Below are 25540 nucleotides of genomic sequence, written 5' to 3'. Positions count from 1 at the left end.
CAATTGTCTAGCGGCCCCTTCTACACCGGGGAAACCCTTACATCCCGCACCATTCCCGGATTTTTCCTTGGGTCGATGCTGGCCTTTTGGTAGAGTCCCCGTCGCCAGCGGGTTTTCGGCTGGACGACGGAACGAAGAAGGGAGTCTGGGTAGTGAGTGCGGGCAAAAAAATTTTGGGCCTCACCGCGTTGCTATTGATGCTGACGCTGTGGGCCAGTTACTTCTATGTGTTCAAGGAAAACCGCGACGGCCAGTTGGGCGGCGCCGGTGAAAGCACCGCGTGGTGCGGCGCGCCGCCGTCCACCGAAGCGGCGCTGTTGGGCAAGGATCAACTGACCTTGCGCGTCACCAACAACCTGCGCGGCGAGTTCATGCTCAGTGGCTCGCTGGTGGTCTCCGAACGCACCTTCAACCGTTACGACCTGGGCCGCAACGAACTGCGTCTGCGCCTGGAACCGTTGCAGTGGTCGTACGGCGTGACGCCGATCTTCCTCGAACAGGTCAAGGTTCAGCCGCTGAGCCGCAACCTCGCGTCACCGACCAAAAGCGCCTACGCCGAGCTTGAGCCGCGGCCGATCGGCGTCCAGGGCCAGGTCACCGAATTCCCCTTCGACACCTATCGCTACGGCTACAAACCGGTGCTGTATTACCTCAAGGGCAGCGAGCGCATCGACCTGCGCTTCAAGAACATCACCACGCTGATGGAGATGTCCAACACCTTCACGCCGATTCAGAAATACAACCGCGTCGAGTACATCAACGAGAAGAACTCGATGATCCGCGACGAGGATTACAAGGCTTACGGCCCGCACGAATGCGCGTTCAGCGTCGAGCGCAAAGGCTCGTTCAAGGTCGTGGTGCTGTTGTTGCTGCTGGTGCTGTGCCTGCCGCTGTTGCACGTGTTCTATCGCGACGAGCCGGGGATCGATTTCCTCGCCACGTTGGTGACGATTGCCGTGGTGCGGGTGCTGCTGGTGGGGCCGGTGCAGGACTTCCAGCTGTACAACATCGACTTCCTGTTCGGCGCGGCGATCCTGCTGGTGGGCTCGGTATCGCTGATCAAGGCGATGCGCGCCAACAGCCGCCGGGAGATGGCGTTGAAGAGTGGGGCGACGTCGTCCTGGTAACACTCAGTGTTTGAGACCAATCACTGACCCTGTGGGAGCGGGCTTGCTCGCGAATGCGGTACATCAGTCACCCTTGATGTTGGCTGAGAGAATGCATTCGCGAGCAAGCCCGCTCCCACAAGGGATCAGCGCTCACTTCAGCGCCGGATCCCCCATGTTCATCTTCTTCCAGCCCTGCAACAGCACCTGCGCCTTCGGCTCCTGGCTGTTCTCCAGGTAGTACTGAATCAGCGACAGCCGTGCATTGCGGTTCGCCGGTTGCACCTTGAGCAAACGCTCCAGCTCATCACACGCCTCGCTCACCTTGCCGCTGTCGTGCAACGCCACCGCCAGCACGTAACCGTATTGCGCGTTCTGCGGCTCCAGTTGCGCGGCTTTGTGCAGCGCGGTCATGGCTTCGGCAGTCTTGCCGGCGCGGATCAAGGACAGGCCACGGGTGTGCTGCAACAACGCAGCCTCCGGGTGCGCCTTGAGGCTGTCGTCCAGCAGGCTCTGCGCTTCCTGACCTCGGCCATTGGCCTCCAGCCATTGCACCAGCGTCACCAGTGCCGGGTAGAAATCCGGATCGCGTTTGAGTGCCGTGCGCAGCAACCCTTCGACTTCGGATGCGCGGCCACTGGCCTGATACAACATCGCCAAGTTCAGGTTGGCCTCGGCCCGTTCCGCGAGACTGTTCTGCACCGCCTCATACTCGGCAATCGCCGCGTCCCAATTGTCCTGCGCGGCGCCGAGGCCGCTGTTGCGCGCGACGCTGAGCAGATCCCGCGCCGCGACGATGCGCACGGCTTTCACCGGATCGCCGAGCAGTGGCGTCAACAACGATGCGTGCTCGATGGGTGGCAGGAAGGCACTGATCGCCCGCACTGCGCTTTCGCGCACCTGCGGCGCCGGATTCTGCAGATCCCGGGTCGCCAGTTTCAGCGATTGATCGCTTGGGTACAGCGGCAGTTCGGCGAGTAACGTCGCACGCTGAATTGCCGGCAGATCGCTGCGCTGCAATTGCTCATGCAAAGCGTCCGCCGCACCCGGCTGGCCGTTGCGGATCAGCCACAGGCTCTCGTCATAGCGCGGTGCCTGCGGTGTCGATGCGGAGGCATTCCACAGCTTGAACTGCGCGGTGATCTTGTCACCGGCCTTGCCCTGATGGCAGCTGAGACACGCATCGGGCGTACCGAGTTTTTGCGCGCGTTCCGGGTTGGGGATGCTGAAGCTATGGTCATGGCGGAAGTCGTTGCCCATGTAGAACTTGCCGGGCATGTGGCAATCCACGCACTGCGAGCCGGGCTGGCCCAGGGTGTGGCGGGTGTGTTCGATGGAATCGTAGTTCTTCGCTTGCAGGCCCTTGCCGTCGACGCCAGCGACCGAAGTCTTGCCCGCCGTGTTGTGGCATTGCAGGCACACGGCGTTGCCCGGCGCCTTGAGTTCAGTGCTGTGCGGATTGTGGCAGTTACTGCAGCGCACACCCTTGTCGAACATCTTGCTTTGCAGGAACGAGCCGTGTTCGAACACCTCATCCTTGATCTTGCCGTCCAGCGCATACAGTTCGCGGGTGAGGGTGCTCGGCAGGTAGTCGTCCATCAAGCGCTTGCCGACGGTGTAGCCATCGCCCAGCGGCGCCCGGCGCGCATGGCAGCGGGCACAGGTTTCGATCTCGACGCTGGCGTTCTTGTCCTTCAGGTCGACGACGAAACCCTTGTGGATCAGGTCGTCTTTTTTCTGCGCCCATTGCAGGTGATTGGAGGCCGGACCGTGGCAGGCCTGACAGCCGACACCGAGGCTGTTCCATTGGCTGTTGAACGTGTTGCTGGCCGCATCGAAATTGCGCTTGAAGCCGGTGGTGTGGCACTCGACGCACATGAAGTTGGCGTTCTGGCTCGGCTTGCTCCAGTGCAGCGGATTCTTGAAGTTCACGCCCTGGCCGGGGTAAAGGTGAAACCAGCGGTGTTTCTCGGTATCCCACGCCACGCCGAGCGCCTGTAAACGGCCTTCGCCGACGTTGATCAGGTATTGCTGCAACGGGGCGATGCCGAAGGTGTAGGCGACCTTGAAATCGGCGTTCTTGCCATCGATGCCCGGCGTATTGACCCAGAACTCGTCACCCTTGCGTGAGAAACGGGTGGTCTCGTTTTCGGCCTTGAAGGTGACGTTGTTGAAGTCGCCAAGCATGGTTTCGCCATTCGCGGCCTGCATCGCCAATTGGTGATGCGAGCCTTGCCAGTCCTTGACCTGCTCGGTGTGACAGCCCTGGCATTGTTGCTCATCGACCATGGTCGCGGGCTTCTGCGCCACAGGTTGCGGTCTGGCGACGACAGGCGCCGCCGCGCTGATCGGCGGGGCCGTGTACGGCGCGGGCGCGGGGCTGAACAGAAACCAGCCAATTCCCGCCACTGCGGCCAGCAGCACGCCGATGGTGAGGGGGAACAGGTAACGTGAAAGGGGCTGTCGGGATGAATCAGGATCAGGCAGTACGACTTTATTTTTATGCTTGGGCATTACGACTTCCGTGGTCCAGGTGCATTGGCCTGCTGGCGTGCGTTCAAGCTCGATGCAGCTTTGCCGGATGAGTCGCTGTCTGTCAAATGGCGGTTGTGATCAACTGCGCAACCACGTGTGAATCTTCAATGTTTGCAGGGCAAATACGCGGGCATTGGCTATAACTGTAACTCCCCCAAGCAATTTCTTCGGCTTTCTGACAGGAGTTACAGCATGAAGCTTGCACTGATGATGAGCACCCTCTGCATCGCCACGCTTGGAGTGGCGGGGTGTTCGAGTAAGGTTGTCGAGCCTGACCAGTACTCCGGATTTCTCAAGGACTACAGCCAGCTCCGGGAAGCCAGATCACCGTCCGGTGCCGAGGTAATGCGTTGGGTCGATCCGAAGCTCGACATCAACCGGTTTACCAGCGTCTACGTCGAGCCGACCCAGCTCTATCCCAAGCCGCAAGCGACGGTGAAGATTCCGCAACAGACCCTCAACGGCATCACCAGCTACTACGATCAAGCGCTAAAGCGCGAAATCAGCAAGTCCTTGCCATTGGCCAACGGCCCTGGCCCCGGTGTAATCGTGGTACGTGCGGCGATTACTGCCGTGAGCAGCCAGACCGAAGGCCTCAAACCGTATGAAATCATCCCGGTTGCGCTGGTTGCGGCAGCGGTCAGCACGGCCAGCGGTATCCGCGATCAGGAAACCACACTCGCCACCGAAGCGGTGTTTCTCGACGGCGGCAGCAATAAGGTTGTGGCCCAGGTTGTGCGCAAGGGCACTGGCAAACCATTGGCAAACGACACTCAGGTAATGAAAGCCGATGACGTCAAAGCGGTGATCGATGGCTGGGCGGCGGACATGCATCAGTCCTATCTCAAGCTCAAGTCGAAGTAAGATCCGCCAGCGGGATCGTTCAGGGCGAACGATCCCGTGCGTGTTTCTTCAGAACTCGGCTCGGGCCTGGCGGTTGTAATGACTGAGCAGACCGTCGTAACTCCGGTTGACTGCGTGGAAGTCGTCGCTCAGTTGCTGCGGTGGTGCGTGGTCCTGCCAGTCCTTGTGCAGTGTGTTCAACGCCGCCAGATAGCGGGTCGCTGGCTCGCCGATGTGGAACCACAGATCCCGCGCCGCGTCCGTCTTCGTCCTGAACGCGTTGTTTTGCGAGACGAGGAAGGGTGCCCGACGATCCCATGCCTGCTGCAGCTTTGCCGTGGTGTCGGCCAGCAATTGTGGCGTCAGTGTGCGGTTTCTCATGCCTTCATCGAGCAAGTCGATAGTTTCTCGGGCCTGGATCATGTATGCCAGTAAATACCAATGGATATCCTTGCCCAGACGCGCTTCCATCCGTTTCAGCTGTTCGGGGCGTTGCGCGGCGTCCAGTGGCAGCAAGGCTTCTCTCAGGGCCGTTGACGCCTTGATGTAACCGCTCGCAGCGGACTCGATGAATGCAGATTCGACAATGATGGCCGCCGGGTTTTGCGACCCGGTCGAAAAGCTGGCTTCCCTGTAAATCCGGCCGACCGGAATCACCGTCGCGAGTGTATTCAGCGAGCGGGCGTATTCAGTTGCCTTTCGCGCCAATTCGGGCTGGTAGGCCAGTAATTGAAGTTTTTCGGCGAGGCCTTGAGAGCAGACGTCGCGCTGTATGTCACGCACATTCAACGCATCGCTGTCGTCGAAATCCTTGAGGCCAAGCATCCATTGCTGGTTGTGAGGCTGAGGCGGCTGGGGATTCTTGTAACGGTCGTAAGCCACTCGCCATTGCACGTCGACCCGGTTGACGCAGCTGATGAGCGGGCTCAGGGCATTGGCCTGGGCGGTGATCGGCGCATCGCGTCCGTCCAGCCAGAGGTCGAGTTGTGAGAAGGGCCGACTGGCCCCCATCAATCCCATCACGACAACGGCGATCACCAGACCAATGGGGAACAACAAGTTCGCGTTTTTCACGGTCGCGCCTCCTTGCCGTACCACTGCTCAACGGTGGCCGGTGCGTTGCATTCGGTGGTGGTCGCCGGCATACGGCTGCACGAACGTTCAGTCCAGGGTTGCAACCCCTGATTACGGTTGACCGTGCCTTGGCTGGCGATCACGTTGATGACACCCAGCACAACGACCAGAACCACTATCCCCAGACTCGTCAGACAGATTTTCAGAATTGGGCTGCTCTGCTCCCAGGAGACCTGCGGTTTGACCTGGCGCCGCCGTACCAGCCCGAAAACTGCGAGGGTTGCGGTGTATACAACGCCAGCGATCGGACCGAAAAGCCAACTGAGTCCGGCTGCCATCAGCGCACAGGGAATGAGGTCGCGCAGAACTCCGAACGGCGGCGAGTCGGAGCGCAAGCCCAGGCGAAGGCGTGCACTGAGCCGGTCATCCAGTAACCACCAGCGATGGGCCAGGTCATGCACCAGCCAATTGAGCCCGGCTGCGATCACGGCAAATACGACCGTCGTGATCATGACAATGTTGATCAGCCCGCTGACGCGCAGGCCCTGCGGGATGAAGTGGGTAAAAGAGCCGATCAGACAAGCCAGCACGACACCCACGTATGTCGGCCAATCGTTGAAACTCAATTCCCAGTCGCGCCAGAAGAACGCGGTGCCACCGGGCATCTCCGCCCAGACCTGTGGGTTATTGGCGTACAGCGCCGAGCTCAACTTACGGCACTGCGCCCAGTCTTCTTCGCGCAGGCGTCGGGCCAGAGCGCGACGTTGATTGAAGGGGCCGTTGCCCAGGAGCATGCGCGCGGCGCGGTGTTCAGGCGTGGCGAGCGGTGCCTCGGCAAGCTGGCGCTGCCGCGCGAGAAAAATCGGCGCTTCATGACGGGCGAGCAGGCGCGTCCATTCATTCTCGGGGCAACGGTTGGTTGGGCCTGGGTGCCAGCCCTGGCCGGCGCATACCTGTTCGAAAAGGTTTGAGGACCAGTAACGGCTATCCAGCAGCAATTGACTGAGGAGCAGGTTGAGCCATTGCCGGTGCACTTCTGCTTCGAGCCATAGGTACTGCGTGCAAGACTTGTACGCCTGCAGAAAATCTTCGTCGTCCTCTAGTTCAAGGGCGTCACGCAGGGGGCGAGCGATACGCTCGCGCTGCTGAGCGAGCAGAAGCGTGATCGATTCCTCGTCCAGTTCAAGGCGCTGCCAGGCACTGAACCAGTGAAATGTGGGAATCGCCCAGTCCACCAGAGATTCCGATGTATCGGGATGCTCGATGCAGTGCTGCAGGACAGTGTCTTCGAGGATATGCGCGCAACCCTGTTGAACGGCCATCGAATGACGCTGGACCAGTTCGTCGAGGCTGATGCCCGCCAGCGAACGCGTCACCTGCTGCAGCGCGTCGACTTCTACCACCGTCAGACCGGTAAGGTCCCAGTTGCCGTCGTCATCCTGCTGGTCGTCGTTAAACTGTGCCCATTCTTTGTAGTTGAGGGCCTGCTCATACGCGTCACGCAGGCGCTGAAAACCTTCGGCGTCGTCGTCCGGACGGGTCTTTTTGAGAAGGGCAGCGTATTGGCGTTTGATACTGCGCGTATCGGCGTCGGGCGTCAGGCCCAGGACGGTCCAGCAACTCATTGCGTATACAACTCCATGAAAACCTGCGACGCGATCCAGTGATGGCAATTTGATTTTGCGCACCCTACCTGTTTCGCGTCGAAAAGTCCTCAGCCGTTGCTCATTTGCCGACGAACCAGCGGAAGTAAGGATTGCCACCGTCGCTCTGCATCACTTCGCTCATGTCCCGCCCCCAGGCATCGCGGTCGCCGTTGTACGCATGCAGGCTCGCGCGGTAGAACTGCAGCAGACGCTGGCGGTGGGTCTCCATTCGCTCAGTGAACCCGGTATCGGCATTCACCAGTGGCGGCGGCACATACAGATCCAGCAGCGCCGGCAGCACCCGGGTGATTTCCTTGCTGCGCACCCACGGCGCGTATTCGATTCGGGGCTGATCGTCAGTCACCGCCGGCGCGTTTACCGCAAAGCGTTCAAGGCCTGCGCGGTCGGTGACCCAGGTCGCGAGCAACGCTGGTGCCGAGCCAATCCCGACATCCTGCAAGGTGCTGCGTACGCTGGCCTGCTGGAAGCGCTCGGTGATTTTCGCCGCGTCCAGTTGCATCGGCTGCAGCGAACCGACCAGCAGCATCTCGTGGAACTCACTGGTCCACAGCGAGGCATACGGGAACACGTCGAGGAAGCTGCGTACCAGTGCGCGCGAATCGTCGATGTTCTGGGTCGGCAGCGGCAGCCACTGCGCGACGATGCCTTGTTGCTCCAGGCGACTGGCCGCTAGTTGATAGAAATCCCGCGAGTACAGATTGACCACACCGGCCGCCGATGGCGGTGGCGGTTCGAGGGTGATCAGGTCGTAGGTCTGCGGGCTGCGCAACAGTTCCTGACGACCATCGCGCAGGCGCACCTCGACGCCGGGATCGTTGGCAGCGTTGAAGTTGCCCTTGAACAGAGGCGCGGCCTTGACCACCGATGGCAGCAGTTCGGCGACCACCCGCTGTTCCAGGCCCGGATAGCGCAGCAGGGCGCCGGCGGTGATCCCGGTGCCGAAGCCGATCACCAGCGTCGAGCGCGGCTCGCCGTTATGGATCAGCAGTGGCAGCAGCGCCTGGATGCGCATGTAGCGCAGCGACGGCATGGCGTCGCCGGTGTTGGACACGCCTTGAATGTACAGGCGGTGGAAGCTGTTCTCACCACGGCCCTGAGCGACCACCGCCACGGTGCCGCCACGGCCTTCCTCGTAGAACGCCAGCGTGCCGTTACGCGCACCGGGCAGCAGACTGGCGAGTTTGTCCACTGGCGTCAGCACGGCGAGCACGACCGACAGCAGCCCCAGCGCGACCACGGCCTGACGCCGGCCTTTTTTGACGTGATGACCCTTGCGGACGGCCACGTAGCCGATGCCGGCCGCGATGATCGCCAGCAAGCCCAGCGTGCGCACCAGCCCCAGCAGCGGGATCAGCAGAAAACCGCAGAACATCACCCCGACAATCCCGCCCAGGGTGTTGAACGCAACCACGGCCCCGACATCGCGACCGACGCGTTCACGCCCCACACTCAAGCGCAGGGCCAGCGGAAACGCCGCGCCGAGCAACAGCGTCGGCACGAACACGATGCTCAGCGCCGCCACGGCGAAACGTGCGCTCATACCGGCCAGTTCGCTGGCGCCCAAGGCCAGCAGCCAGCTCTCGGCCTGACTCTGGGCCAACACCAGCCAGCGTCCGAGCAGGGCGATTTCCAGCAAGGCGACGAGCCCGGCACCGGCAATCAACAGTCCGAACAAGCCCCACGGATCGCGAATGCGCTCGACGCGGCGGGCGAGCAGAGCGCTGCCGATGAACAGCCCGGTGAGATACGTCGCGAGCACCACGGCAAAAGCGTAGGTGCGGGTGCTCATGAACTGCACGATCGACTGCGACCAGACCACTTCATACCCCAGCGCCACGCCGCCGGCGATGGCGTACAGCCACAGCGCCGTGCGGTCCGCGGCTTTCTCGGTGTGATGTTTGACCGCAGCCGCCACCGGCGTCGGCTGCTGACGTTGCAACCACAGCGCAGCGGCTGCGGCCAGCAGATTGAGCATTGCGGCAAACAGCGAACTGCCGCGCACGCCGAGGGTGGCGATCAGCACGAACGCGGCGAGCAGGGTGCCGACAATCGCGCCGAGGGTGTTGGCCGCATACAGCTGACCGCCGGCCCTGCCCGGATCCGCGGCCAGCGAGCGCACCAATACCGGGAGCGTGCCGCCCATCAACACCGCCGGAATCCCCACCAGCGCGAAGGGCAACAGCCAGGCCAGCAGGCCGACATGGCTTTGCAACCAGGCAAACGGGCTGGCCGCCAGGCTCATCGCAACCGTGGTGCCAACACCAAGAATCGCCACCAGCACTTCCAGCCCGGCGTAGAGCAACACTGGTTGCTGCAGGCGATCAGCCCAGCGCCCGAACAGCCAGCCGCCGATGGCCAGCCCGGCAAAAAACGCGCTGATGCCGGTGGTGATGGCGTAGACCTCGACGCCGACCACCAGCGACAACTGCTTGATCCACAGCACCTGATACACCAGCGCGGCGGCGCCAGAGATGCACAACAGCAGGGCGGGGATCAGCAGCGCCGGGGTGGCGGCTTGCGTGGTGGGTATGGCCGACGGCTTGCTGGCGATACGTGAGGGCATGCGGGGGGCCTTGTTCAAATCACACAATATCTGTGACGGTGCGGGCCTCATCGCTGGCAAGCCAGCTCCCACAGGGATTTTCAGTGAACACTCATGTTGTGGTCGACAGAAATACCTGTGGGAGCTGGCTTGCCAGCGATTGGGGCCGGCGCGGTCTCAGGTGAAAACAGGGCCGCCCGCCCCTGAGGGCGGGCGGCAGTTCAACGGTCTTACTGTGCAGCCGGAGCCGCTTTCATTTTCTCTTCAATCTTCGCGTCAACCGCAGCACGAATCTGGTCGATGCTGAAGCTCGCCGGTTTCTGGCTTGGCGGGTACTCGATGAAGGTCTGCAGGAAGCGTGCTGCCTTGGTTGTCGCAACGGCGACCAGATAAACGTTCTTGGTCGACCAGTCGTAGTATTGATCGGAAACCACGTCGGCCCGCTCGTACGGGTCCATTCTCAGGTTGAAGATCTTGGGCACGCGCAAGGGCGTGAACGGATTGCTCCACACCGCAAAACCACCCGGCGCTCGCTGCTCGGCGAAAACGGCCTTCCAGTTGCCAAAGCGCATTGAAACCAGCATGCCGTCGTCGTTGAAGTAGTAGAACTCCTTACGCTCACCGTTGGGTTGCTGGCCGGTCAGATAGGGCAACTGGTTGTAACCGTCCAGATGCACTTTGAAGTTGTTGCCTCCGGAGGTCGGCGCCCAGCCCTTGAGCAGCTTGTCTTTCACCTCGGCGTCACCGGCAGCAGCGAGCAAAGTCGGGAACCAGTCCAGGCCCGAGAACATCTCGTTGGACACTTCCCCCGGTTTGATCTTGCCCGGCCAGCGAATCATCGCCGGTACACGGTAGGCGCCTTCCCAGTTGGAGTTCTTCTCGTTACGGAACGGCGTGGTCGCCGCGTCCGGCCAGGAGAACTGGTTCGGGCCGTTGTCGGTGGTGTAGACCACGATCGTGTTGTCGGCGATTTTCAGGTCGTCGAGCGTCTTGAGCAATTTGCCGACATCACCGTCGTGTTCCAGCATGCCGTCGGCGTATTCGTTGCCGGGCATGCCGCTCTGGCCCTTCATCGAGTCACGCACGTGGGTGAACAGGTGCATGCGCGTGGTGTTCATCCAGACGAAGAACGGCTTGTCGGCCTTGGCCTGTTTCTCGATGAACGCTTGCGCGGCAGCGGTGGTTTCGTCGTCGATGGTTTCCATGCGCTTGGTGGTCAGCGCGCCGGTGTCCTCGATCTTGCCGTCGGCGAAACTGTGGATTACGCCCCGTGGCGAGTTGGCTTTGACAAAGTCCGGGTCATCCTTGGGCCAGTAGGGGCGTTCGGGTTCCTCTTCGGCGTTCAGGTGATAGAGGTTGCCGAAGAACTCGTCGAAACCATGGTTGGTCGGCAGGTATTCATCTTTGTCCCCAAGGTGGTTCTTACCGAACTGACCGGTGGCGTATCCCTGAGACTTGAGCGCCTGAGCGATGGTGATATCGCGCTTTTGCAGGCCCACCGTCGCTCCCGGCGCACCGACTTTCGACAGGCCGGTACGCAGCGGCGTCTGGCCGGTGATGAACGAGGATCGTCCGGCGGTGCAGCTGTTCTCCGCGTAATAGTCGGTGAACATCATGCCTTCTTTGGCAATCCGGTCGATGTTCGGGGTCTTGTAGCCCACCACGCCCATGGAGTAGGCGCTGATGTTGGTCTGGCCGATGTCATCACCAAAGATGACGAGAATGTTGGGTTTCTCAGCCGCTGTGGCCGTTGCCGACAGCGCCATCACCGAGGTTGCCACCAGGGCGAGTTTCGGTAGCCACTTGCGTATGCGAGTCATCTGACTTGCTCCTTATCGCGGGGGTCGTTGTTGCGACTTACGTTTCTTGCAGTCCTGCATCACGCTTTTTCTTATTGCACCTGCCCGGTTGCCGGTGGATCGAACGGGTAGATCCGGCGCCATTCGGTCGTCATGTCCACCACGGTCCAGCCACGGGAATTCGCTTCGTCGAGGGCTTTGTCGAGTCGCCCGATATCGGATTTTCGGTCGTAGGCCCACTCGCGTCTGGCGTCGGTGTGGTGCACCAGCCCCATGAAGCGTTTGCCGGGGCCGGCGGCGGTCCACTGCAGCATCTGCAGGTCGCCGTCGGAATTGCCGAACGCGAGGATCGGCCGTTTGCCGATCACTGCATCAATGCTCTCCGGTTTGCCCGGGCCGTCGTCGTTGTGTGCCAGTTTCCGGGTGCGCAGGATCGAGGCCTGGCCGTCCTTGAACTGGAACGCGGTGACGAACGTGGTGCCGATCACCTGTTCCGGCGGGATGCCGTAAACCTTCTCGGCGAAGGCGCGCATGAAGCCGGTGTCGCCGCCGGAAACGATGTAGGTCTTGAAGTCCTGGCTGCGCAGGTAGTCGAGCATTTCCAGCATCGGCTGGAAGATCATCTCGGTGTAGGGCTTGCCGGTTTTCGGATGTCGAGCCTGGCTCAGCCAGGTCTTGGCGTAATCGTCGAAAGCCTCGGTGGTCATGCCGGTGTGGGTGGCGCCGAAGATCTTGATAATCCCGTCCATGCCGGCGGCGGCCAGGGCCTGATGATCGTTTTCCAGCACGGCTTTGAATGGCTGGGTGGTTTGCCATTCCGGGTGCTGCGGCGCATTGCGCTTGACTTCGTCGAGGGCGAACAGCAACTCGAAATACATCGGCTGCTCGCTCCACAGGGTGCCGTCGTTGTCGAACACGGCAATGCGATCGGCGGGTTTGACGAAATCTTTGCCGGACTGATCGGTGACGGCTTGCACAAACTCGATGATGTGTTTTTTGGCCGGGCCGTCGTTCCATGACGGCAGTGGCTCGCTGGCCTGGGCCAGCAGTGGCAATGCCAGCGCAAACACCAGCGCAAGGCTGAAACGTTGACGCTGCTGCGGTGGATGGGTCATGGGAAATCCCTTTCATGAACGGGGTTGAGCGGGCGCAGGGCCGGAGCCGGTTTGCGCTGCTGTTGGGCGGCCTGACTGTGAAGCGTAGTCAACGATTCATGCAGTTGAGCGAGTGTTTGTGCAGTCTGTGGATCACGTCCATAAAGCCCGCGCAACAGGCCTTGCAGTCGCGGGCCGGCATTCGTCAGCTGCAGCCCCAAGCGACTGCGCCGCAGCCACAGGTACAACGCGCTCAGTTGCGCCGGTTGCGCCTGCAGCTGCGGGTTGATCTGCTGCCAGGCGAAGTCCGCCGATTGCTCCCAGGCCAGTCGACGCGCGTGCTTGCGTGCCTGCCATTGGCGCCGGGCGCGCATCAGCGCCGGACGCAGCCAATAACCGACGCCAATGCACACGGCGAGTAGCGCCAGCCACAGCAGCCAGCGCATGGAAAAATGCGGGTTGTTGCGGCCGAGTTGCTGGAGATCCTCGGTGATCGAAAACACCGGTTTATAGGCGCTATTGGCTGTGGCCTCAAAGGATATGGCGGGCACCTGCGCCGTTCGGCTCTGCTGCGTTTTGACATCCCACCATTTCACTGCGATGGCCGGCAGGGTGTAGGCGCCAGCCTTGTCGATGCGGTAGGTGACGGCGTCGATGCGCCGACCACCGAGCACGTTGCCGCGACCGTCATCCAGGCGGGTGACTTGCGGGGTCTGCAGATAACGACTCAGGCCGGCCACGTCAGCCAATGACGGAACCGGGAGAGCCATCGCCAGTGCGCCATCGGCTTGCAGGATCAGTTGCCGGGTGATGCTGTCACCGGTTTTCAACGGGGTTGCCGAGTTGATCAAGCTTTGGCTCAGGCGCACATCGCTGGCCACCAACGGCGTTTCTCCGGGTTTGAAGCCGGGTGGCTGGGTGGTGCTGAAGTGCAACGGTTGGCTTTGGGCGCTGATTGCTGTGCTGGCCTGACCGGGTGTCGCACTGACCGTCAACGGCGGAATATCGAAGCGGCGGGCGACATTCGGGGTGATCAGGTAGCTGTAGCGCAAGCCGCTGAAGGATTGCCCGTCGATGGTCTGATTCAGGTGTTGGGCCTGGCCGTCCGGCGGCGTGACCAGGGCGCCGTCGAGTTTCAGCTCGGGCAGGGTGGCGGCGCTGGTGAACCAGGTGTCGGTGAGCACGTCGACTTGCAGCTCGAGCAGTCCGCCGACCATCGCGCCTTCGGCGGGTTGCAGGTGCGCCTGGATTTTCAGTTGGGGTTCGGCGGCAGAGGCATTCAGGCTGAGCAAGCCGGTCATGAGCAAGGTGCAGATTTTTTTGCTGGCAGATCTGGCCTCATCGCTGGCAAGCCAGCTCCCACAGGGGGTGTCTGTGTTTTCGCCAATCGAGTTAACAGCGCAAAACCTTGTGGGAGCTGGCTTGCCAGCGATGAAGCCAACCCGGTTCATGGCCTGGCCCCCGACTGATCCTGCAAACTGAATTTCTGCTTGAGAAACTTCGCCGGCGAGGTGCTCAGGTTCTGCAGCCACAACGCATCGGACGTCGCCTGCTCGGTCTCGACCTTTTTGCTCTGGCCCTTGCCCGGCGCCTTGTCGAATTTCACTTCGTCCGGTTTGGTCTCGGGGGCGTTCTTTTCGGCGCTGTCGGTGTCCTTGAGCAACGCCTGCGCCAGCGCCAGATTGGCCGTGGCTTCAGGGAACTGCGGTTGCCGTTGCAAGGCTTGGGTATAGGCGGCGATCGCCTGATCGAACTTGAAGCGCCGCACGTAAATGTTGCCCAGGTAGAACCACGCTTGCGCCGTGTCCAGCCGGGCGAAGGTCGCCAGTGCGAGGTCGTAATCTGCTGCGTGATAGGCCGCCACGCCTTTCCAGTACGGATCGACAAACAGCGCCGCCGCTTGCGGCCAATGCTCATGCTCGGCGGCCCAGCGCCCTTGCTGATCGCGGGTGAAGAACGCGTCGGTCAGTGCGCTGGCCTGGGCGGGTGCAGCAGGCCAGCCAAGGCTTGTGGCCAACAGCAGCGCCGGTACCCAGTTGATGCTCCAGCCCTTGCGCACACCGAGCAGCGCCAACAATAGAAGAGGCCAGCACAGCCAGTAACCGGCGTCTTTCCAGTGCAATTGCTGTTGTTCGGCGCTGGCACTCTGGAAATGTTGTTGCGCGTGCAGCTCAATCCAGTCCAGATCATCGTCGTCGAGGGTGAGGCTGCCCAGCGGCGCGTCAAGGGCGGCGGCCAATTGCTTGAGTGCCGCCGGATCGAAATGGCCGAGCAGCGGACGCCCGTTGCTGTCGACTGCCGGCTGGCCATTGGCGCCCTGAATCACGCCGCCATCCGCGTTGCCCACCGCCAGTACCAGTACCTGCAATTGGCTGTCGTCGAGTTGTTTGCCGAGACCATCGAGCTGTGCAACGTCAGCGCCGTCGGTGATCAACAGCAGGCTGCCCGGGGTTTGCTCGGCGCTGAGCAGGCGTTTGGCCTGCTCGATGACGGCGCTAACGTCCTTGCCCGGTTTGTCGATGAGACCTGTGCCCAGCGCCTGAATGAAGGTGTCGAGCAGCGCCGGATCGTCGGTCGGCGGCAACACCAGATGCGCGCTGCCGGCATAGGCGATCAGTGCGGTGCGGGCGCCGGCGCGACGCTGAATCAGGTCGTGGAGTTTGTGCTTGGCCGCTTGCAGGCGCGTCGGTGGCACGTCGCTGGCGTCCATCGATGGCGACAGATCCACGGCGACGATCAGCGGCGCGCGATTCTGCAGAAAGTCCGGGCGATCCTGCTCCCAGGTCGGCCCGGCGGCGGCGAGCGCCCCGAGTGCCAACACCGCGCACAGCCAGTGCACCGGGCGCAGACGCTGCTGATCCGTTGGCGTGACCAGCAGGTGCGGCAGCAAGTGTTCGGCGATGTTGCTGCGCAGCCGCCGTTGCAAGTCGCGGCTGCGGCGCCAGAGCAGCGGCAGCAGCGCGGCGAACAGCGCGAGCAGCAACCACAGCGGGCGTAAAAAGTGGAAGTCGCTGAGATTGATCTCCATCTCAGGCCTCCTGCCGCTGGCGGGCCAGCGCCAGGCGCGGGCGCAGCAGGGCACCGAGGTGATACAGCGCCAACAGCGTCAGCGCCGCGCCCAGCGGCCAATGAAACAACTCGCGTTGCGGCTGATGGCTAAGGGTTTTCACTTGATGCGGCGTGAGGCGATCGAGGGTGCTGTAGACCTGATCCAGTGCCGTACGATCTTCGGCGCAAAAGAACTGCCCGCCAGTGGTTTGGGCGATCTGTTGCAGCCCGCGCAGATTGACCTGCGCCTCGCCGGACGCCGTCGGGTCGCCGATGCCGATGGTGTGAATGACCACGCCTTTGTTGGCGGCCATTTCCGCGGCGTGGTCGGGGGTGATCGCGCTGCTGGTGTCGTTGCCGTCAGTGAGCAGGATCAGCACCTTTTGCTGTTCGTGCGCCTGGTCGAGCAGCTTCAGGCTCAATCCGATGGCATCACCGATGGCGGTGTTGGGCCCGGCCATGCCGATACCAGTGTCGGCCAGCAACAGCGCAAGGCTGGCGTGGTCGAGGGTCAGGGGTGCCTGCGGATAGGCGCCGCTGCCGAACACGATCAGACCGATGCGGTCATCCTTGCGCTTGGCGATGAAGCCTTGCACCACCTGTTTGACGGCGGCGAGGCGATTGATTTTCTGGCCATCGGCATTGCTGAAATCTTCAGTCTCCATCGATTGCGAGAGGTCGATGGCGAGCATCAGGTCGCGTACCGGTTGCTGGCGTTCGATGGGCTTTTCGACGAACACCGGGCGCGCGGCGGCGAGCAGGATCAACGTCCACACCAGAAGATTGAGCAGCATTTGCCAGGGGTTCTGACGATTGCCGACCCGGCTCGGCGCTTCCCCGACGGCGCGGCTCATGGCGCCGAAAAACGGCACGCGCACGGCGCTGCGCGCCTCCTGATACGCCGGTAGATAACGCAAGGTCAGCCACGGCAGCGGCAGCAGGAGCAACAACCACGGGTAATCAAGCTGCCACATGGTGCTGCTCCACCCAATGTTGGCAGGTGTCGAACAGCGCCTGGCGCTGTTCGGCGGGGAGGGCGCGCAAGGTGGCGTCGGGGGCGTAAGCGAGTAGGGCCAGTTGATCGCTGAAGTCGTCGGGTAGCCTGGTTTTGCAGTGCTGCTGCAGAAAGGCTTGCCACTCATCTCCCCCCAGCGCCGCAGGACTCTGTGGGAGCGGGCTTGCTCGCGAAAGCGCTGTGTCAGGCGCCATCAATGTTGGATGTGCCGACGCCTTCGCGAGCAAGCCCGCTCCCACAGGGGTTGCGTTCCAATTCCGGGATTGGGTTGGCATCGAAAGGGCCACGCGTTTGAGCAGTTCGGGCAACTCGCGCAGGGCATTAAGGTCATCACTGCGCTCACGCAACTGCGTCAATCGCACCAGCGCTTCGCGCCGATACTGATCCTGTCGCCACTGCACATAACGCCGCACGCCAACCATCAACGCCAGCACAACCAACAGCGTCAGCAACAGCCACCAGCCCCAGGTCTGCGGCGCATAACTCACCGGCGCCGGCAGGCTCAGCTCCTTGAGCTGGCTGATGTCGGGGATATTCGGGTTCATCGCCGTGGGCCGGCAGACTTGCCAAGCTCGGCGCGCAATTGCGCGTGGGCCTCTTCGGCGGTGCTGAACATCATCAGCGGCACCTGACTGCGGCGCAGCAGGGTGGCGACGTCCTTAAGGCGGCCACCGAGATAATCACCCAACGGCTGATGCACGCTGCGTTTCTCGACAGCCAGTTCCACCTGCAATTGGCCTTGGGTGACCAGCAGCCGGCCATCGCTCGGCAGCTTCAAGGCCAGTGGATCGTAGACTTGCAGGGCAATCACGTCGTTGTGCGCGCGCAGTTGCCGCATCAATTGCAAGGTGCGTTCACCCGCCCCGGCGAAGTCGCTGACGATGCAGATCAAATGGTCGTGACCGGCCAACGCCAGGCAACGCTGCAAGGCCTTGTCCAACTGATCCTCGTCTTCGGCGTCGGGATTGGCCGCGTTCAGCGCCTGATTCTGTTGCGCCACGCGGCTGAGCAGGGCTTCGACCCGTTTGCGACTGCGCAACGGCGCGATGCAGTCGATGCGCTGATCGTTGAACACCAGACCGCCGACCCGGTCACCGGCGTTGAACACCATCCACGCCGCCAGTGCCGCCAGTTCAGCGGCGAGGGCGGATTTGAAACTGTGTTGCGAGCCGAAGAACATCGACATGCGCTGATCGACCACGATCAACGCCGGGCGGTCGCGCTCTTCAGTAAAAGTGCGTACCACCGGTTTGCCGGTGCGCAGCGAGGCACGCCAGTCGAGATGGCGCAAATCATCGCCGGGTTGATAGCGGCGCAACTCATCGAAGTTCAAACCACGGCCACGCAGGCGCGAGGCATGATTGCCGGCAAGGATGCTGCCTTGAGGCTGACGCGCCAGAAAACTCAGGTCACGGGCCTTGAACTCCAGCGCCATCAATTGCGCGAGAGAGACGTAGACCAGGCCCTCCGTGTTCATGCCGGAATCGCCACTTTATCCAGCAAACGGTCGAGCACCTGATCGGCCGTCACGCCGTCCGCGACCGCGTCGTAGCTCAATTGCAGGCGGTGACGCAGCACCGGATGCACCACGGCGCGCACGTTGTCCGGCGAGACGAAATCCTGGCCCTGCAACCACGCGTCGGCCCGCGCGCAACGATCCAGGCCGATGCCGCCCCGGGGACTGGCACCGATGCTGATCCAGCGTCCGAGGTCTTCATCGTAATCGGCCGGGTGGCGAGTGGCATTGATCAGGTCGATCAGGTAGCGGTCGATGGCCGGTGATACGTGCACCGCGCTGACCTCCTTGCGCGCGGCGAAGATCACTTCCTGTGACAGGCTGAAGCCTTTGCCCGGCGCGGAGTTCGCGCCTTGGGCAAACTCCTCGGCGCGCAACAGGCGCAGCACCTGGCTTTCATTGTCGGCGCTGGGGTAATCCAGCAGCACCTTCATCAGGAACCGGTCCATCTGCGCTTCCGGCAACGGATAAGTGCCTTCCTGCTCGATCGGGTTTTGCGTGGCGACCACAATGAATAGCTCCGGCAGCACATGGCTGGTGCCGGCCACGGTAATCTGCCGTTCCTCCATGGCTTCCAGCAGCGCCGCCTGGACCTTGGCCGGGGCGCGGTTGATCTCGTCGGCGAGGATCAGATTGCCGAACAGCGGACCGGGCTGGAAGCGGATCTCGTTTTGCCCGGCGACCTGATGCAGCACTTCGGCGCCGGTGATGTCCGAGGGCAGCAAGTCCGGGGTGAACTGGATGCGGCTCATCTTCGCGTCCAGATGCGTGGCCAGCGCCTTGACCGTGCGCGTCTTGGCCAGCCCCGGCAGGCTTTCCAGCAGCAAGTGCCCGTTGGCCAGCAGGCCAAGGAGGATCTGCCGAATGACCTGATCCTGGCCGAGTACGGCTTCGGCGATGCTCGCTTGCAGGGCATTGAGGTCGGTGAGTGTGGTCATGGGACAGTCCTTTGTGGCCGGTCTAGAAAAACGCCAGGGTCATGTTGACGGCAATTCCGTTGCCTTCAGGGCGGTTCTTGGTGTCGAACTCCGGCACCCAACGCGCACTGATGTTGGCCTGAGCGTCAGCGAATTTTCCGGCCCAGGCGACCACCGGCCCGGCGCCGACGGAGCGTCCACGGAAGCCATTCAGGCTGTCGGCGGTCTGCCCCTTGTCGTCGGTGATTTGCTGGATATAACCCGCCGCCAGACCGGCGCTCCAGCCACTGCCGAAGCCATGAGTCCACAAGGCGTCGAGGGTGAAAATATTGCCGTTGCGGTAATCGGTGGCAGTGTTTTCGGTGTAGAACTCCAGGCCACTGGACAGGGTGAACTCGCCACCCTTGCCGTCCAGATGGGTGAAGGCCACGGTGGGCATGAACGTGTAATTGTTCTGCCCCGGGTTGGCCAGGCGATTGTCGTTGTAGGCACCGGTCGGCACGTAGATCGGCAGGGAGAACGCGATGTGGTTGAGCTCGTCGAAGTGGTAGCCGGCGGCAATCGGTGTGACCAGCGCGTCGGCGAACTGAGTCCCGGAATCGCTGGTGCCGAGGGTACGTCCGCGCGGGCCGGTGATGGCCGCGTCAATGTCGGTGTACTGCACTGGAACGCCGATTGCCGAGGCGAAGTTCCATGGGCCTTTGCCGGTGTCCCAGATGTGCGTCAGGTTGGTCATGGTGTAGGAGACTTTCATGTCGATCCCGGCACTGACTTCACCGGAAATCGGCGCGCCACGACTGCCCTTGAGCGATCCGTCGTACCAGATGCTGGTGACCGAAACTACCCAGCCCGGCTCGGGCGGGATGATCCCGGCGTTGGAATATACTTGTTGCCCGGTGATCGGCCGGCCCACGCCGCCCTCGGCTGCATAGAGTTGAGTACTGCCGATCATGCACAGCGCCAGCAGCGGACGCACAACGTAAGGCTTGACCATCACTGGCTCCGTTTATTGTTTTGAGTTGACCGGGTTGAGCAATGGCATCTTCCACTCGCCGCTGGCCACTTCCGGTTTCGGCAGGTACAGGCGCAACACGCCGTAGAACGGCCCGTTCGGTGCCGGCAGCCAGTTGGCCTGCTTGTCCTTGCCGGGATTGTCGTGCTGCACGTAGAGGGTCAGTCCGCCGTCGGCATCGAGCTTGAGATCCGGCAGCATCCGCGAGTTGATCAGGTAGCGATTGAGCGGGTTGGCCACCAGCAACTTGCTTTTGCCGTCGTACATGGTCAGCGACCAGAAAGCGTCGGCCGGGGGCAGGGCGCCTTTGTCGAAATGCAGGGTGTAGTCGTGTTTCGCTGCGTTGGCCGGCTGGCCGTCCTTATCGACGAAATAGCCGATGTAGTTCGCCTCTTCGGCAGAGTTGCCGAAGATGCCCATGTTGGCGCCGGCGTAGCGATACAGGTAATTGCCCTTGAGGTGATCGCGGGTGCCGAACAGGTCACCGCTGCTGATTTCGTGCGTGTCGACCTTGTCTTTCTTGAACGCGGCGAATTCGGCCTTGGCGTCACTGATGCCGTCTTCGAGGGCCTTGCGTTGCTCGGTGCTGAGCGTTTTCAGGTCGAATGGCTGACCGGCGCCGATGCCGATTTTGGCGAAGCGTGCGAGCAGGTCTTTTTCGACATCCTGCGGCGGGGTGAAGGCGAGCATGAAGTTCAGGTAGCGGAACAGCTCCGGGGTTTCGCTCATGGTCGGCGTCGGTTTCGGCCAACTGACTTTCGGCGCCGGCGCCGGGGCCTTCTGTTTTACGTAGTGGCTCAGCGGCTCGACCTTGTAGCCTTTCTGGATCTGCTTGACCTTGCCCAGATCTTTTTCGTCGAACAGCTGCGTGCGGTACAGCGCGTAGGCGATGTTGCTTTCGCTGCGCACCAGCCGCTCGATGTTGATCGGTTGCTGACCCTGCCAGTCAGGCCCGGCGATCATGAAGTGGCCACCGTTATTACCGGTGCTGCGGGTGCCCAGGTAAGCGAAGTTCTGCGTGTAGGCGTCGATCAGTTGCACCGAGTAGTAACGGTGTTCTTCGATCGGCGGCAAGGTCAGGATCAGCGGTTCGCTGCGCAAGTCCATCCAGACGAACGAGTAGGGCGTGTCGGCGTTCGGCGTGACGAACGCGGTGTCCTTGGCGGTGAAGGCCTTGGCGGTGTTGCCGATCTGGTTGAACGGTGCCTTGAAGTTCGGGCTCTTGCTGTCCACGGCCTGGGTGTACAGGGTCTTGTACATCTCCACGACCGGGAAGCCATACAGATAGGCTTCCCTGGCGATGCCTCGGGCTTCTTCGGGGCTGGCGCTGAAATCGGCCCAGGCGCTACAGCTCAGGGCGAGGGTGATACCGGTCAGCCATAGATTGCGTGTGTTCATGCAGCGTCCTTATTCATTGCACGACCGTGATGTCGTCGAGTTTCCAGCTCTTGTCGAAATAGGCTTCGGTCGGCGCGTACAGGCGGAAATAGCTGAACCAGTGCTTGCCGGGCACGGTTTGCACCCAGTTGTTTTCGAAGCCTTTGGGCGCGCTTGGGCCGAAGTACAGGTCCACCGAGCCGTCGGCGTTCTTTTTCAAGTCCTGACGCGAAGACAGGTCGGCCTTGCGCTGCGGATTGTCGATCAGGCAACGGCTGTCGATGTCGTACACGGTCATCGACCAGAACTGCTTGGCTGGCGGGTTGGCGCCGACGTGCAGGCGATAGGTCTTGCCGCCGTCGAGCCAGTCACCCTTGGCGTCGGTGTAGGCGCCAAGATAGGTCTGGCCGAGGCCCGGGGTCTTGGAGACCATGCCTTTGGTGTTGGTCACCGCTTCATAGAACCAGGCGCTGCGTTCCCACAACTGGTCGTAATAGGCCACGCGTTGCGACGGTTCGGCGATGTTCAGCACCGTGTCCCAATGCCGGTCGGGCCAGTACTGCGCCTGAGGAAAGCGCTTGGCAAAGGTGTTGGCCTTGGCGATCAGCTCACCGACCTGCGCGCCGGACTCCAGGGCCTGACGCTGCCGGGTATTGGGGTTGAAGGGTTTGTCCTTCTCGATGCCGAGACTGGCGAGCATCGCCATGTAGAAGCGATCACGTTCATTCACCGGTTCTTTCTGGATGATCTGGTGCAGCCGCTGCCAGTAAGCGATGCTGCGCGGCTGGGTGCCCGACCATTTTTTACCGTCAGGCGACAGCAGGCGGGTCTTGCTCGGCTCGGCACGTTTGGCGTACGGGTACATCTTGAATTTCTCGACCAGCGCCTTGCCTTTGGCCGGATCCGGATCCAGCACCCGGAAGCCCACCAGCACGTTCATGGTTTCCGATTTGGCCAGGTAATACTTGTCGGCATCGGCCGGTGGCTCCGCGCCCGGTGGCAGCACCAGGTATTTGCCGCCCTGGCCTTTGTCCGGGCCGGTCTGACCCATGTCGATAATCGCCCGCTGCCAGAAATCGCCGATGCCGCCGGCGGTCGGTCCCGGTGGCAGTTCAATCACCAGCGGCCCGGTTTCGCTGAGGTCGACGAAGCCGAGAATGTACGGCGTGGTGGCGTTGGCGGTGATCACGCCGAGTTTGTCTTCGTAGCTGTTGAGCACCATCAGATCGCCGTTGCGTGCGCCAAGCTTGTCGCGAAACTCTTCCTGCCACTGCGCGTAGGACACCAGTGGCAAGGCCCACAGGTAACTTTGGGTCGCCTGCTGGAAATCCAGCTCGGCGTAGAGTCTGGCAATCGACTCATGGGCCGGCAGTTCGCCTTCCATGGCGATCTTGCCGATACGCGTGTCGAGCTCCTGGGCACCGACGCCGCAGCTGGCGAACAGGGTCATCAGGCTGAAACCGGCAGCGCGTAAAGCGATGTGCATGGCGATGTCCTTATTTTCCGAATGTCACGTTGATCCCGGCGAACAGGGTGAATTGCGGCACGCCATCGCCTTTGCGTTCGACGGTCCACTGCGGTTCGAGGAAGGCGTTGAGAATATTGCTCCCGGACTTCCAGACTTTGCCCGCACCCAGGCCGATCGGGATGTAGTGAGTGTTGTTCTTCAGGTCGAACGTCCAGGTGCCGGTGGAGCGCAGGTACCAGCCTTTTTCCAGGTTATGGATGATGAAGGGCTGCATGGTTGCCGTTTCGACATGCGCGCGGTCGTGGTCACCGGCGAACGAGCTCTGGTACTGCACCAGCGCACCGAGCAGGCCGCGCGGCGACGAATCGATCGCTACCGCAGCGAGGCCGGCCTGCCACTTGCCGGTGCCCAGTTCGTCCTCGGCAGCGGTCGGCGCGGTGATCTGCGGGCCAATACCCAACTGCACGCCGTCGGTCTTGAGCAGAAAGATGTCGAACAGATTGAGATCGCCGATGCCGGTGCTGTAGCCGCCGCGCGGATCGGGGCGGGTGCTGATCGGCATCGTTGCCCGCAGCAATTGCGGCACACCGATGAAATCGTTGGGCGCAATCGGCAACGTGCCGCGCAGCAAAGCATCGTTGGTGTGCAGGTTGCTGTCGAACAGCTTCGGCGTGTAGTAATCCTGCAGGTTTGCGCCGGGCGCGAGGTTCAGCGGGTTGTTGCTTTTGTTGGCCTCTTCGGCGTTATTTGCCAGAGCACAGAACACAGGCGCCAGCGAGCTCGCCAGCAGCAAGGCGTGAATCCCCAATTTTTTCGACATGATCCCCGTTTCCCTGGTGGCTACTGCATGGACGACCCGGCACTTCTCGGCCGTTGGACGTAATTCCTTTCTTAATCAAGCCTGTAGGACACGTCTGATTCACGCTAGCAGCTAATCGGGAGTTAGCCAGTCGAAGGGATTAATTCTTTGGTTTTGTCTAAGGGGTCTCAGTCGGGTGGTGAGCTGATCAATCAAATGTGTGTTGTCAGTGCTGACGCTTTCGCGGGCAAGCCACGCTCCCACAGGTATTGAAGCGTTCACAAATCCTGTGACCGACTCGATGTCTGTGGGAGCGTGACTTGCCCGCGATGGCAATTTCAAATTCAACCCGGCATGGGATCAGGCATTTTTCTTCGCTTGCTCGCGAACACGCTCTTCCTGCGCCCGCGCCTCAGGCGTGAACTCGGCGCCGAAATCCTCTGCGGAGAAGATCTGGCGGATTTCGATATCAGAATCGCCTGGCATCGGATTCGGGCAGCGTTTGACCCATTCGATGGCTTCTTCCTTCGACTTCACTTCCCAGATCCAGTAGCCGGCCACCAGCTCCTTGGTTTCGATGAACGGGCCGTCGATGACCGTGCGCTTGTCGCCGGAGAAATGCACGCGCGCGCCTTTGCTGCTCGGGTGCAGCCCATTGGCGTCAATGAGGATGCCGGCCTTGACCAGTTCTTCGTTGAAGTTGCCCATGGCGGTGATCAGCTCTTCACTGGGCATGATGCCGGCTTCGGAATCGGCGCTGGCTTTGACAAGGATCATGAATCGCATGGTGGTTTCTCCAGGGAATGGGGTTGATTCACTGCTTAGTCGAACGGGCAGGGCGTGAATCGACACGTCTCTGAATAAAAGATGCAGTCCGGCGTTTTAACAAGCAGCAAAAGCACTACAGACCACACGGATCCTCTGTAGGAGTGAGCCTGCTCGCGATGGCGTCATTTCAGTTAGCGAATAGCTGCCTGATACACCGCCATCGCGAGCAGGCTCACTCCTACAGAGGATCGTTGCGCGGTTGTATACAATTTTTTGCGCAGGCCCCTGACAATTTTCATTCAGGGCATAGGTCGTCGGACAATTTCGTGGTTAACTTCGGCCTCTTGCATGCTCAATAACCACGTTAAGAAGGACTAAAGTCATGGCTCAAGTCACCCTCAAAGGCAACCCGGTTCAAGTCAACGGCCAGTTGCCACAAGCCGGTTCCAAGGCGCCAGCCTTTTCCCTGGTTGCCGGCAATCTGTCCGACGTCACCCTGAAAGACTTTGCCGGCAAGCGCAAAGTGCTGAACATCTTCCCAAGCGTTGATACCCCGACCTGCGCGACTTCGGTACGCAAGTTCAACGCTCAGGCCAACGAACTGAACAACACCGTGGTGCTGTGCATCTCGGCTGACCTGCCATTCGCCCAGGCCCGCTTCTGCGGCGCTGAAGGCCTGGAAAACGTGCAGAACCTGTCGACCCTGCGCGGTGCCGAGTTCATCGAAAACTACGGCGTGGCCATCGCTGACGGCCCGCTCAAAGGCCTGACCGCCCGTGCCGTGGTAGTTCTGGACGAGAACGACAACGTTCTGCACAGCGAACTGGTCAAGGAAATCGCTGAAGAGCCGAACTACGACGCAGCACTCGCCGTTCTGAAATAAGCGCTTTTACAATTGTTAACGGCCTGGCCCTGTCCAGGCCGTTTTCATTTGTGTATCAGTGTTTTGCCTCACACCTT

20 protein-coding genes are annotated in these 25540 nt (G+C 61.6%); 3 read left to right on the top strand and 17 right to left on the bottom strand.

All coding sequences use genetic code 11. The features are described from left to right. Positions 1-152 precede the first annotated feature (152 nt). A complete protein-coding gene (locus tag CRO59_RS24410) occupies positions 153-1127 on the top strand; it encodes a hypothetical protein (RefSeq protein WP_096797325.1) in 975 nt (324 codons plus the stop codon). A 132-nt stretch (positions 1128-1259) separates the two neighbouring features. On the opposite strand, the gene CRO59_RS24405 is transcribed toward CRO59_RS24410, so the two are convergent. Further along, the gene (locus tag CRO59_RS24405; protein ID WP_097090078.1) at positions 1260-3620 is read right to left on the bottom strand and encodes a tetratricopeptide repeat protein; all 2361 of its coding nucleotides are present in this window, start codon (positions 3618-3620) and stop codon (positions 1260-1262) included. Positions 3621-3833: 213 nt separating this feature from the next. Here CRO59_RS24405 and CRO59_RS24400 point away from each other — a divergent pair, with 213 nt between their 5' ends. Further along, entirely contained in the window at positions 3834-4505 is a 672-nt protein-coding gene (locus CRO59_RS24400) for a DUF3313 domain-containing protein (protein ID WP_097090079.1), read from the top strand. 48 nt (positions 4506-4553) lie between these two features. On the opposite strand, the gene CRO59_RS24395 is transcribed toward CRO59_RS24400, so the two are convergent. From CRO59_RS24395 to CRO59_RS24320, 16 genes are all read right to left on the bottom strand, one after another. Further along, positions 4554-5558, bottom strand: coding sequence for a DUF3829 domain-containing protein (locus CRO59_RS24395; RefSeq protein ID WP_256578487.1), 1005 nt, complete (start codon positions 5556-5558; stop codon positions 4554-4556). Further along, positions 5555-7183, bottom strand: coding sequence for a J domain-containing protein (locus CRO59_RS24390; protein WP_097090080.1), 1629 nt, complete (start codon positions 7181-7183; stop codon positions 5555-5557). Before CRO59_RS24390 ends, CRO59_RS24395 begins: the two co-directional genes overlap by 4 nt. Before the next feature lie 100 nt (positions 7184-7283). Then, positions 7284-9788: a fused MFS/spermidine synthase gene (locus CRO59_RS24385; protein ID WP_097090081.1), complete on the bottom strand. Its 2505-nt coding sequence runs from the start codon at positions 9786-9788 to the stop codon at positions 7284-7286. Positions 9789-9997: 209 nt separating this feature from the next. Continuing rightward, positions 9998-11587 (bottom strand): arylsulfatase, encoded by a 1590-nt coding sequence (locus tag CRO59_RS24380; RefSeq protein ID WP_097090082.1) that lies wholly within the window; start codon positions 11585-11587, stop codon positions 9998-10000. Positions 11588-11658: 71 nt separating this feature from the next. Continuing rightward, entirely contained in the window at positions 11659-12681 is a 1023-nt protein-coding gene (locus CRO59_RS24375; RefSeq protein WP_097090083.1) for an HAD family phosphatase, read from the bottom strand. Then, entirely contained in the window at positions 12678-14111 is a 1434-nt protein-coding gene (locus tag CRO59_RS24370; RefSeq protein WP_097090084.1) for a BatD family protein, read from the bottom strand. Before CRO59_RS24370 ends, CRO59_RS24375 begins: the two co-directional genes overlap by 4 nt. Then, the gene (locus tag CRO59_RS24365) at positions 14108-15688 is read right to left on the bottom strand and encodes a VWA domain-containing protein (RefSeq protein WP_097090085.1); all 1581 of its coding nucleotides are present in this window, start codon (positions 15686-15688) and stop codon (positions 14108-14110) included. Before CRO59_RS24365 ends, CRO59_RS24370 begins: the two co-directional genes overlap by 4 nt. Before the next feature lies 1 nt (position 15689). Then, positions 15690-16682 carry a VWA domain-containing protein gene (locus CRO59_RS24360; RefSeq protein WP_097090086.1) on the bottom strand — a complete coding sequence of 331 codons (993 nt, stop codon included), beginning with the start codon at positions 16680-16682 and terminating at the stop codon, positions 15690-15692. Beyond that, complete coding sequence (locus tag CRO59_RS24355; RefSeq protein ID WP_097090087.1) at positions 16669-17268, bottom strand: DUF4381 domain-containing protein; 600 nt, start codon at positions 17266-17268, stop codon at positions 16669-16671. Before CRO59_RS24355 ends, CRO59_RS24360 begins: the two co-directional genes overlap by 14 nt. After that, entirely contained in the window at positions 17265-18200 is a 936-nt protein-coding gene (locus CRO59_RS24350; protein WP_097090088.1) for a DUF58 domain-containing protein, read from the bottom strand. The genes CRO59_RS24355 and CRO59_RS24350 overlap by 4 nt, the downstream gene beginning before the upstream one ends. Continuing rightward, positions 18197-19177 carry a MoxR family ATPase gene (locus CRO59_RS24345; RefSeq protein WP_097090089.1) on the bottom strand — a complete coding sequence of 327 codons (981 nt, stop codon included), beginning with the start codon at positions 19175-19177 and terminating at the stop codon, positions 18197-18199. Before CRO59_RS24345 ends, CRO59_RS24350 begins: the two co-directional genes overlap by 4 nt. A gap of 22 nt (positions 19178-19199) precedes the next feature. Then, positions 19200-20150: a transporter gene (locus tag CRO59_RS24340; protein WP_027613736.1), complete on the bottom strand. Its 951-nt coding sequence runs from the start codon at positions 20148-20150 to the stop codon at positions 19200-19202. A 12-nt stretch (positions 20151-20162) separates the two neighbouring features. Beyond that, on the bottom strand, positions 20163-21566 hold the full coding sequence (locus CRO59_RS24335) for a DUF1254 domain-containing protein (protein WP_097090090.1): 1404 nt from the start codon (positions 21564-21566) through the stop codon (positions 20163-20165). A 13-nt stretch (positions 21567-21579) separates the two neighbouring features. Further along, a complete protein-coding gene (locus tag CRO59_RS24330; RefSeq protein ID WP_097090091.1) occupies positions 21580-23031 on the bottom strand; it encodes a DUF1254 domain-containing protein in 1452 nt (483 codons plus the stop codon). Positions 23032-23041: 10 nt separating this feature from the next. Beyond that, positions 23042-23833, bottom strand: coding sequence for a hypothetical protein (locus CRO59_RS24325; protein WP_097090092.1), 792 nt, complete (start codon positions 23831-23833; stop codon positions 23042-23044). Positions 23834-24172: 339 nt separating this feature from the next. After that, positions 24173-24598: a YciI family protein gene (locus CRO59_RS24320; protein WP_097090093.1), complete on the bottom strand. Its 426-nt coding sequence runs from the start codon at positions 24596-24598 to the stop codon at positions 24173-24175. A gap of 364 nt (positions 24599-24962) precedes the next feature. Here CRO59_RS24320 and tpx point away from each other — a divergent pair, with 364 nt between their 5' ends. Next, a complete protein-coding gene (tpx, locus tag CRO59_RS24315; RefSeq protein ID WP_041066982.1) occupies positions 24963-25463 on the top strand; it encodes a thiol peroxidase in 501 nt (166 codons plus the stop codon). The last annotated feature ends 77 nt before the right edge of the window (positions 25464-25540 follow it).

The sequence above is a fragment of the Pseudomonas sp. LAMO17WK12:I5 genome, assembly GCF_900215165.1.
In the GTDB taxonomy this organism is placed as follows: Bacteria; Pseudomonadota; Gammaproteobacteria; order Pseudomonadales; family Pseudomonadaceae; genus Aquipseudomonas; species Aquipseudomonas putida_A.
The sequence above is the reverse complement of the archived record's forward strand: the minus strand, read 5'-3'. Positions and strand labels throughout refer to the sequence as shown.

Excerpts from the sequence above, each read along its gene's own strand:
- CRO59_RS24405 (WP_097090078.1), bottom strand. The coding sequence starts at position 3,620 with ATGCCCAAGCATAAAAATAAAGTCGTACTGCCTGATCCTGATTCATCC.
- CRO59_RS24400 (WP_097090079.1), top strand. The coding sequence starts at position 3,834 with ATGAAGCTTGCACTGATGATGAGCACCCTCTGCATCGCCACGCTTGGA.
- CRO59_RS24390 (WP_097090080.1), bottom strand. The coding sequence starts at position 7,183 with ATGAGTTGCTGGACCGTCCTGGGCCTGACGCCCGACGCCGATACGCGC.
- CRO59_RS24385 (WP_097090081.1), bottom strand. The coding sequence starts at position 9,788 with ATGCCCTCACGTATCGCCAGCAAGCCGTCGGCCATACCCACCACGCAA.
- CRO59_RS24380 (WP_097090082.1), bottom strand. The coding sequence starts at position 11,587 with ATGACTCGCATACGCAAGTGGCTACCGAAACTCGCCCTGGTGGCAACC.
- CRO59_RS24375 (WP_097090083.1), bottom strand. The coding sequence starts at position 12,681 with ATGACCCATCCACCGCAGCAGCGTCAACGTTTCAGCCTTGCGCTGGTG.
- CRO59_RS24370 (WP_097090084.1), bottom strand. The coding sequence starts at position 14,111 with ATGAACCGGGTTGGCTTCATCGCTGGCAAGCCAGCTCCCACAAGGTTT.
- CRO59_RS24365 (WP_097090085.1), bottom strand. The coding sequence starts at position 15,688 with ATGGAGATCAATCTCAGCGACTTCCACTTTTTACGCCCGCTGTGGTTG.
- CRO59_RS24360 (WP_097090086.1), bottom strand. The coding sequence starts at position 16,682 with ATGTGGCAGCTTGATTACCCGTGGTTGTTGCTCCTGCTGCCGCTGCCG.
- CRO59_RS24355 (WP_097090087.1), bottom strand. The coding sequence starts at position 17,268 with ATGAACCCGAATATCCCCGACATCAGCCAGCTCAAGGAGCTGAGCCTG.
- CRO59_RS24350 (WP_097090088.1), bottom strand. The coding sequence starts at position 18,200 with ATGAACACGGAGGGCCTGGTCTACGTCTCTCTCGCGCAATTGATGGCG.
- CRO59_RS24345 (WP_097090089.1), bottom strand. The coding sequence starts at position 19,177 with ATGACCACACTCACCGACCTCAATGCCCTGCAAGCGAGCATCGCCGAA.
- CRO59_RS24340 (WP_027613736.1), bottom strand. The coding sequence starts at position 20,150 with ATGGTCAAGCCTTACGTTGTGCGTCCGCTGCTGGCGCTGTGCATGATC.
- CRO59_RS24335 (WP_097090090.1), bottom strand. The coding sequence starts at position 21,566 with ATGAACACACGCAATCTATGGCTGACCGGTATCACCCTCGCCCTGAGC.
- CRO59_RS24330 (WP_097090091.1), bottom strand. The coding sequence starts at position 23,031 with ATGCACATCGCTTTACGCGCTGCCGGTTTCAGCCTGATGACCCTGTTC.
- CRO59_RS24325 (WP_097090092.1), bottom strand. The coding sequence starts at position 23,833 with ATGTCGAAAAAATTGGGGATTCACGCCTTGCTGCTGGCGAGCTCGCTG.
- CRO59_RS24320 (WP_097090093.1), bottom strand. The coding sequence starts at position 24,598 with ATGCGATTCATGATCCTTGTCAAAGCCAGCGCCGATTCCGAAGCCGGC.
- tpx (WP_041066982.1), top strand. The coding sequence starts at position 24,963 with ATGGCTCAAGTCACCCTCAAAGGCAACCCGGTTCAAGTCAACGGCCAG.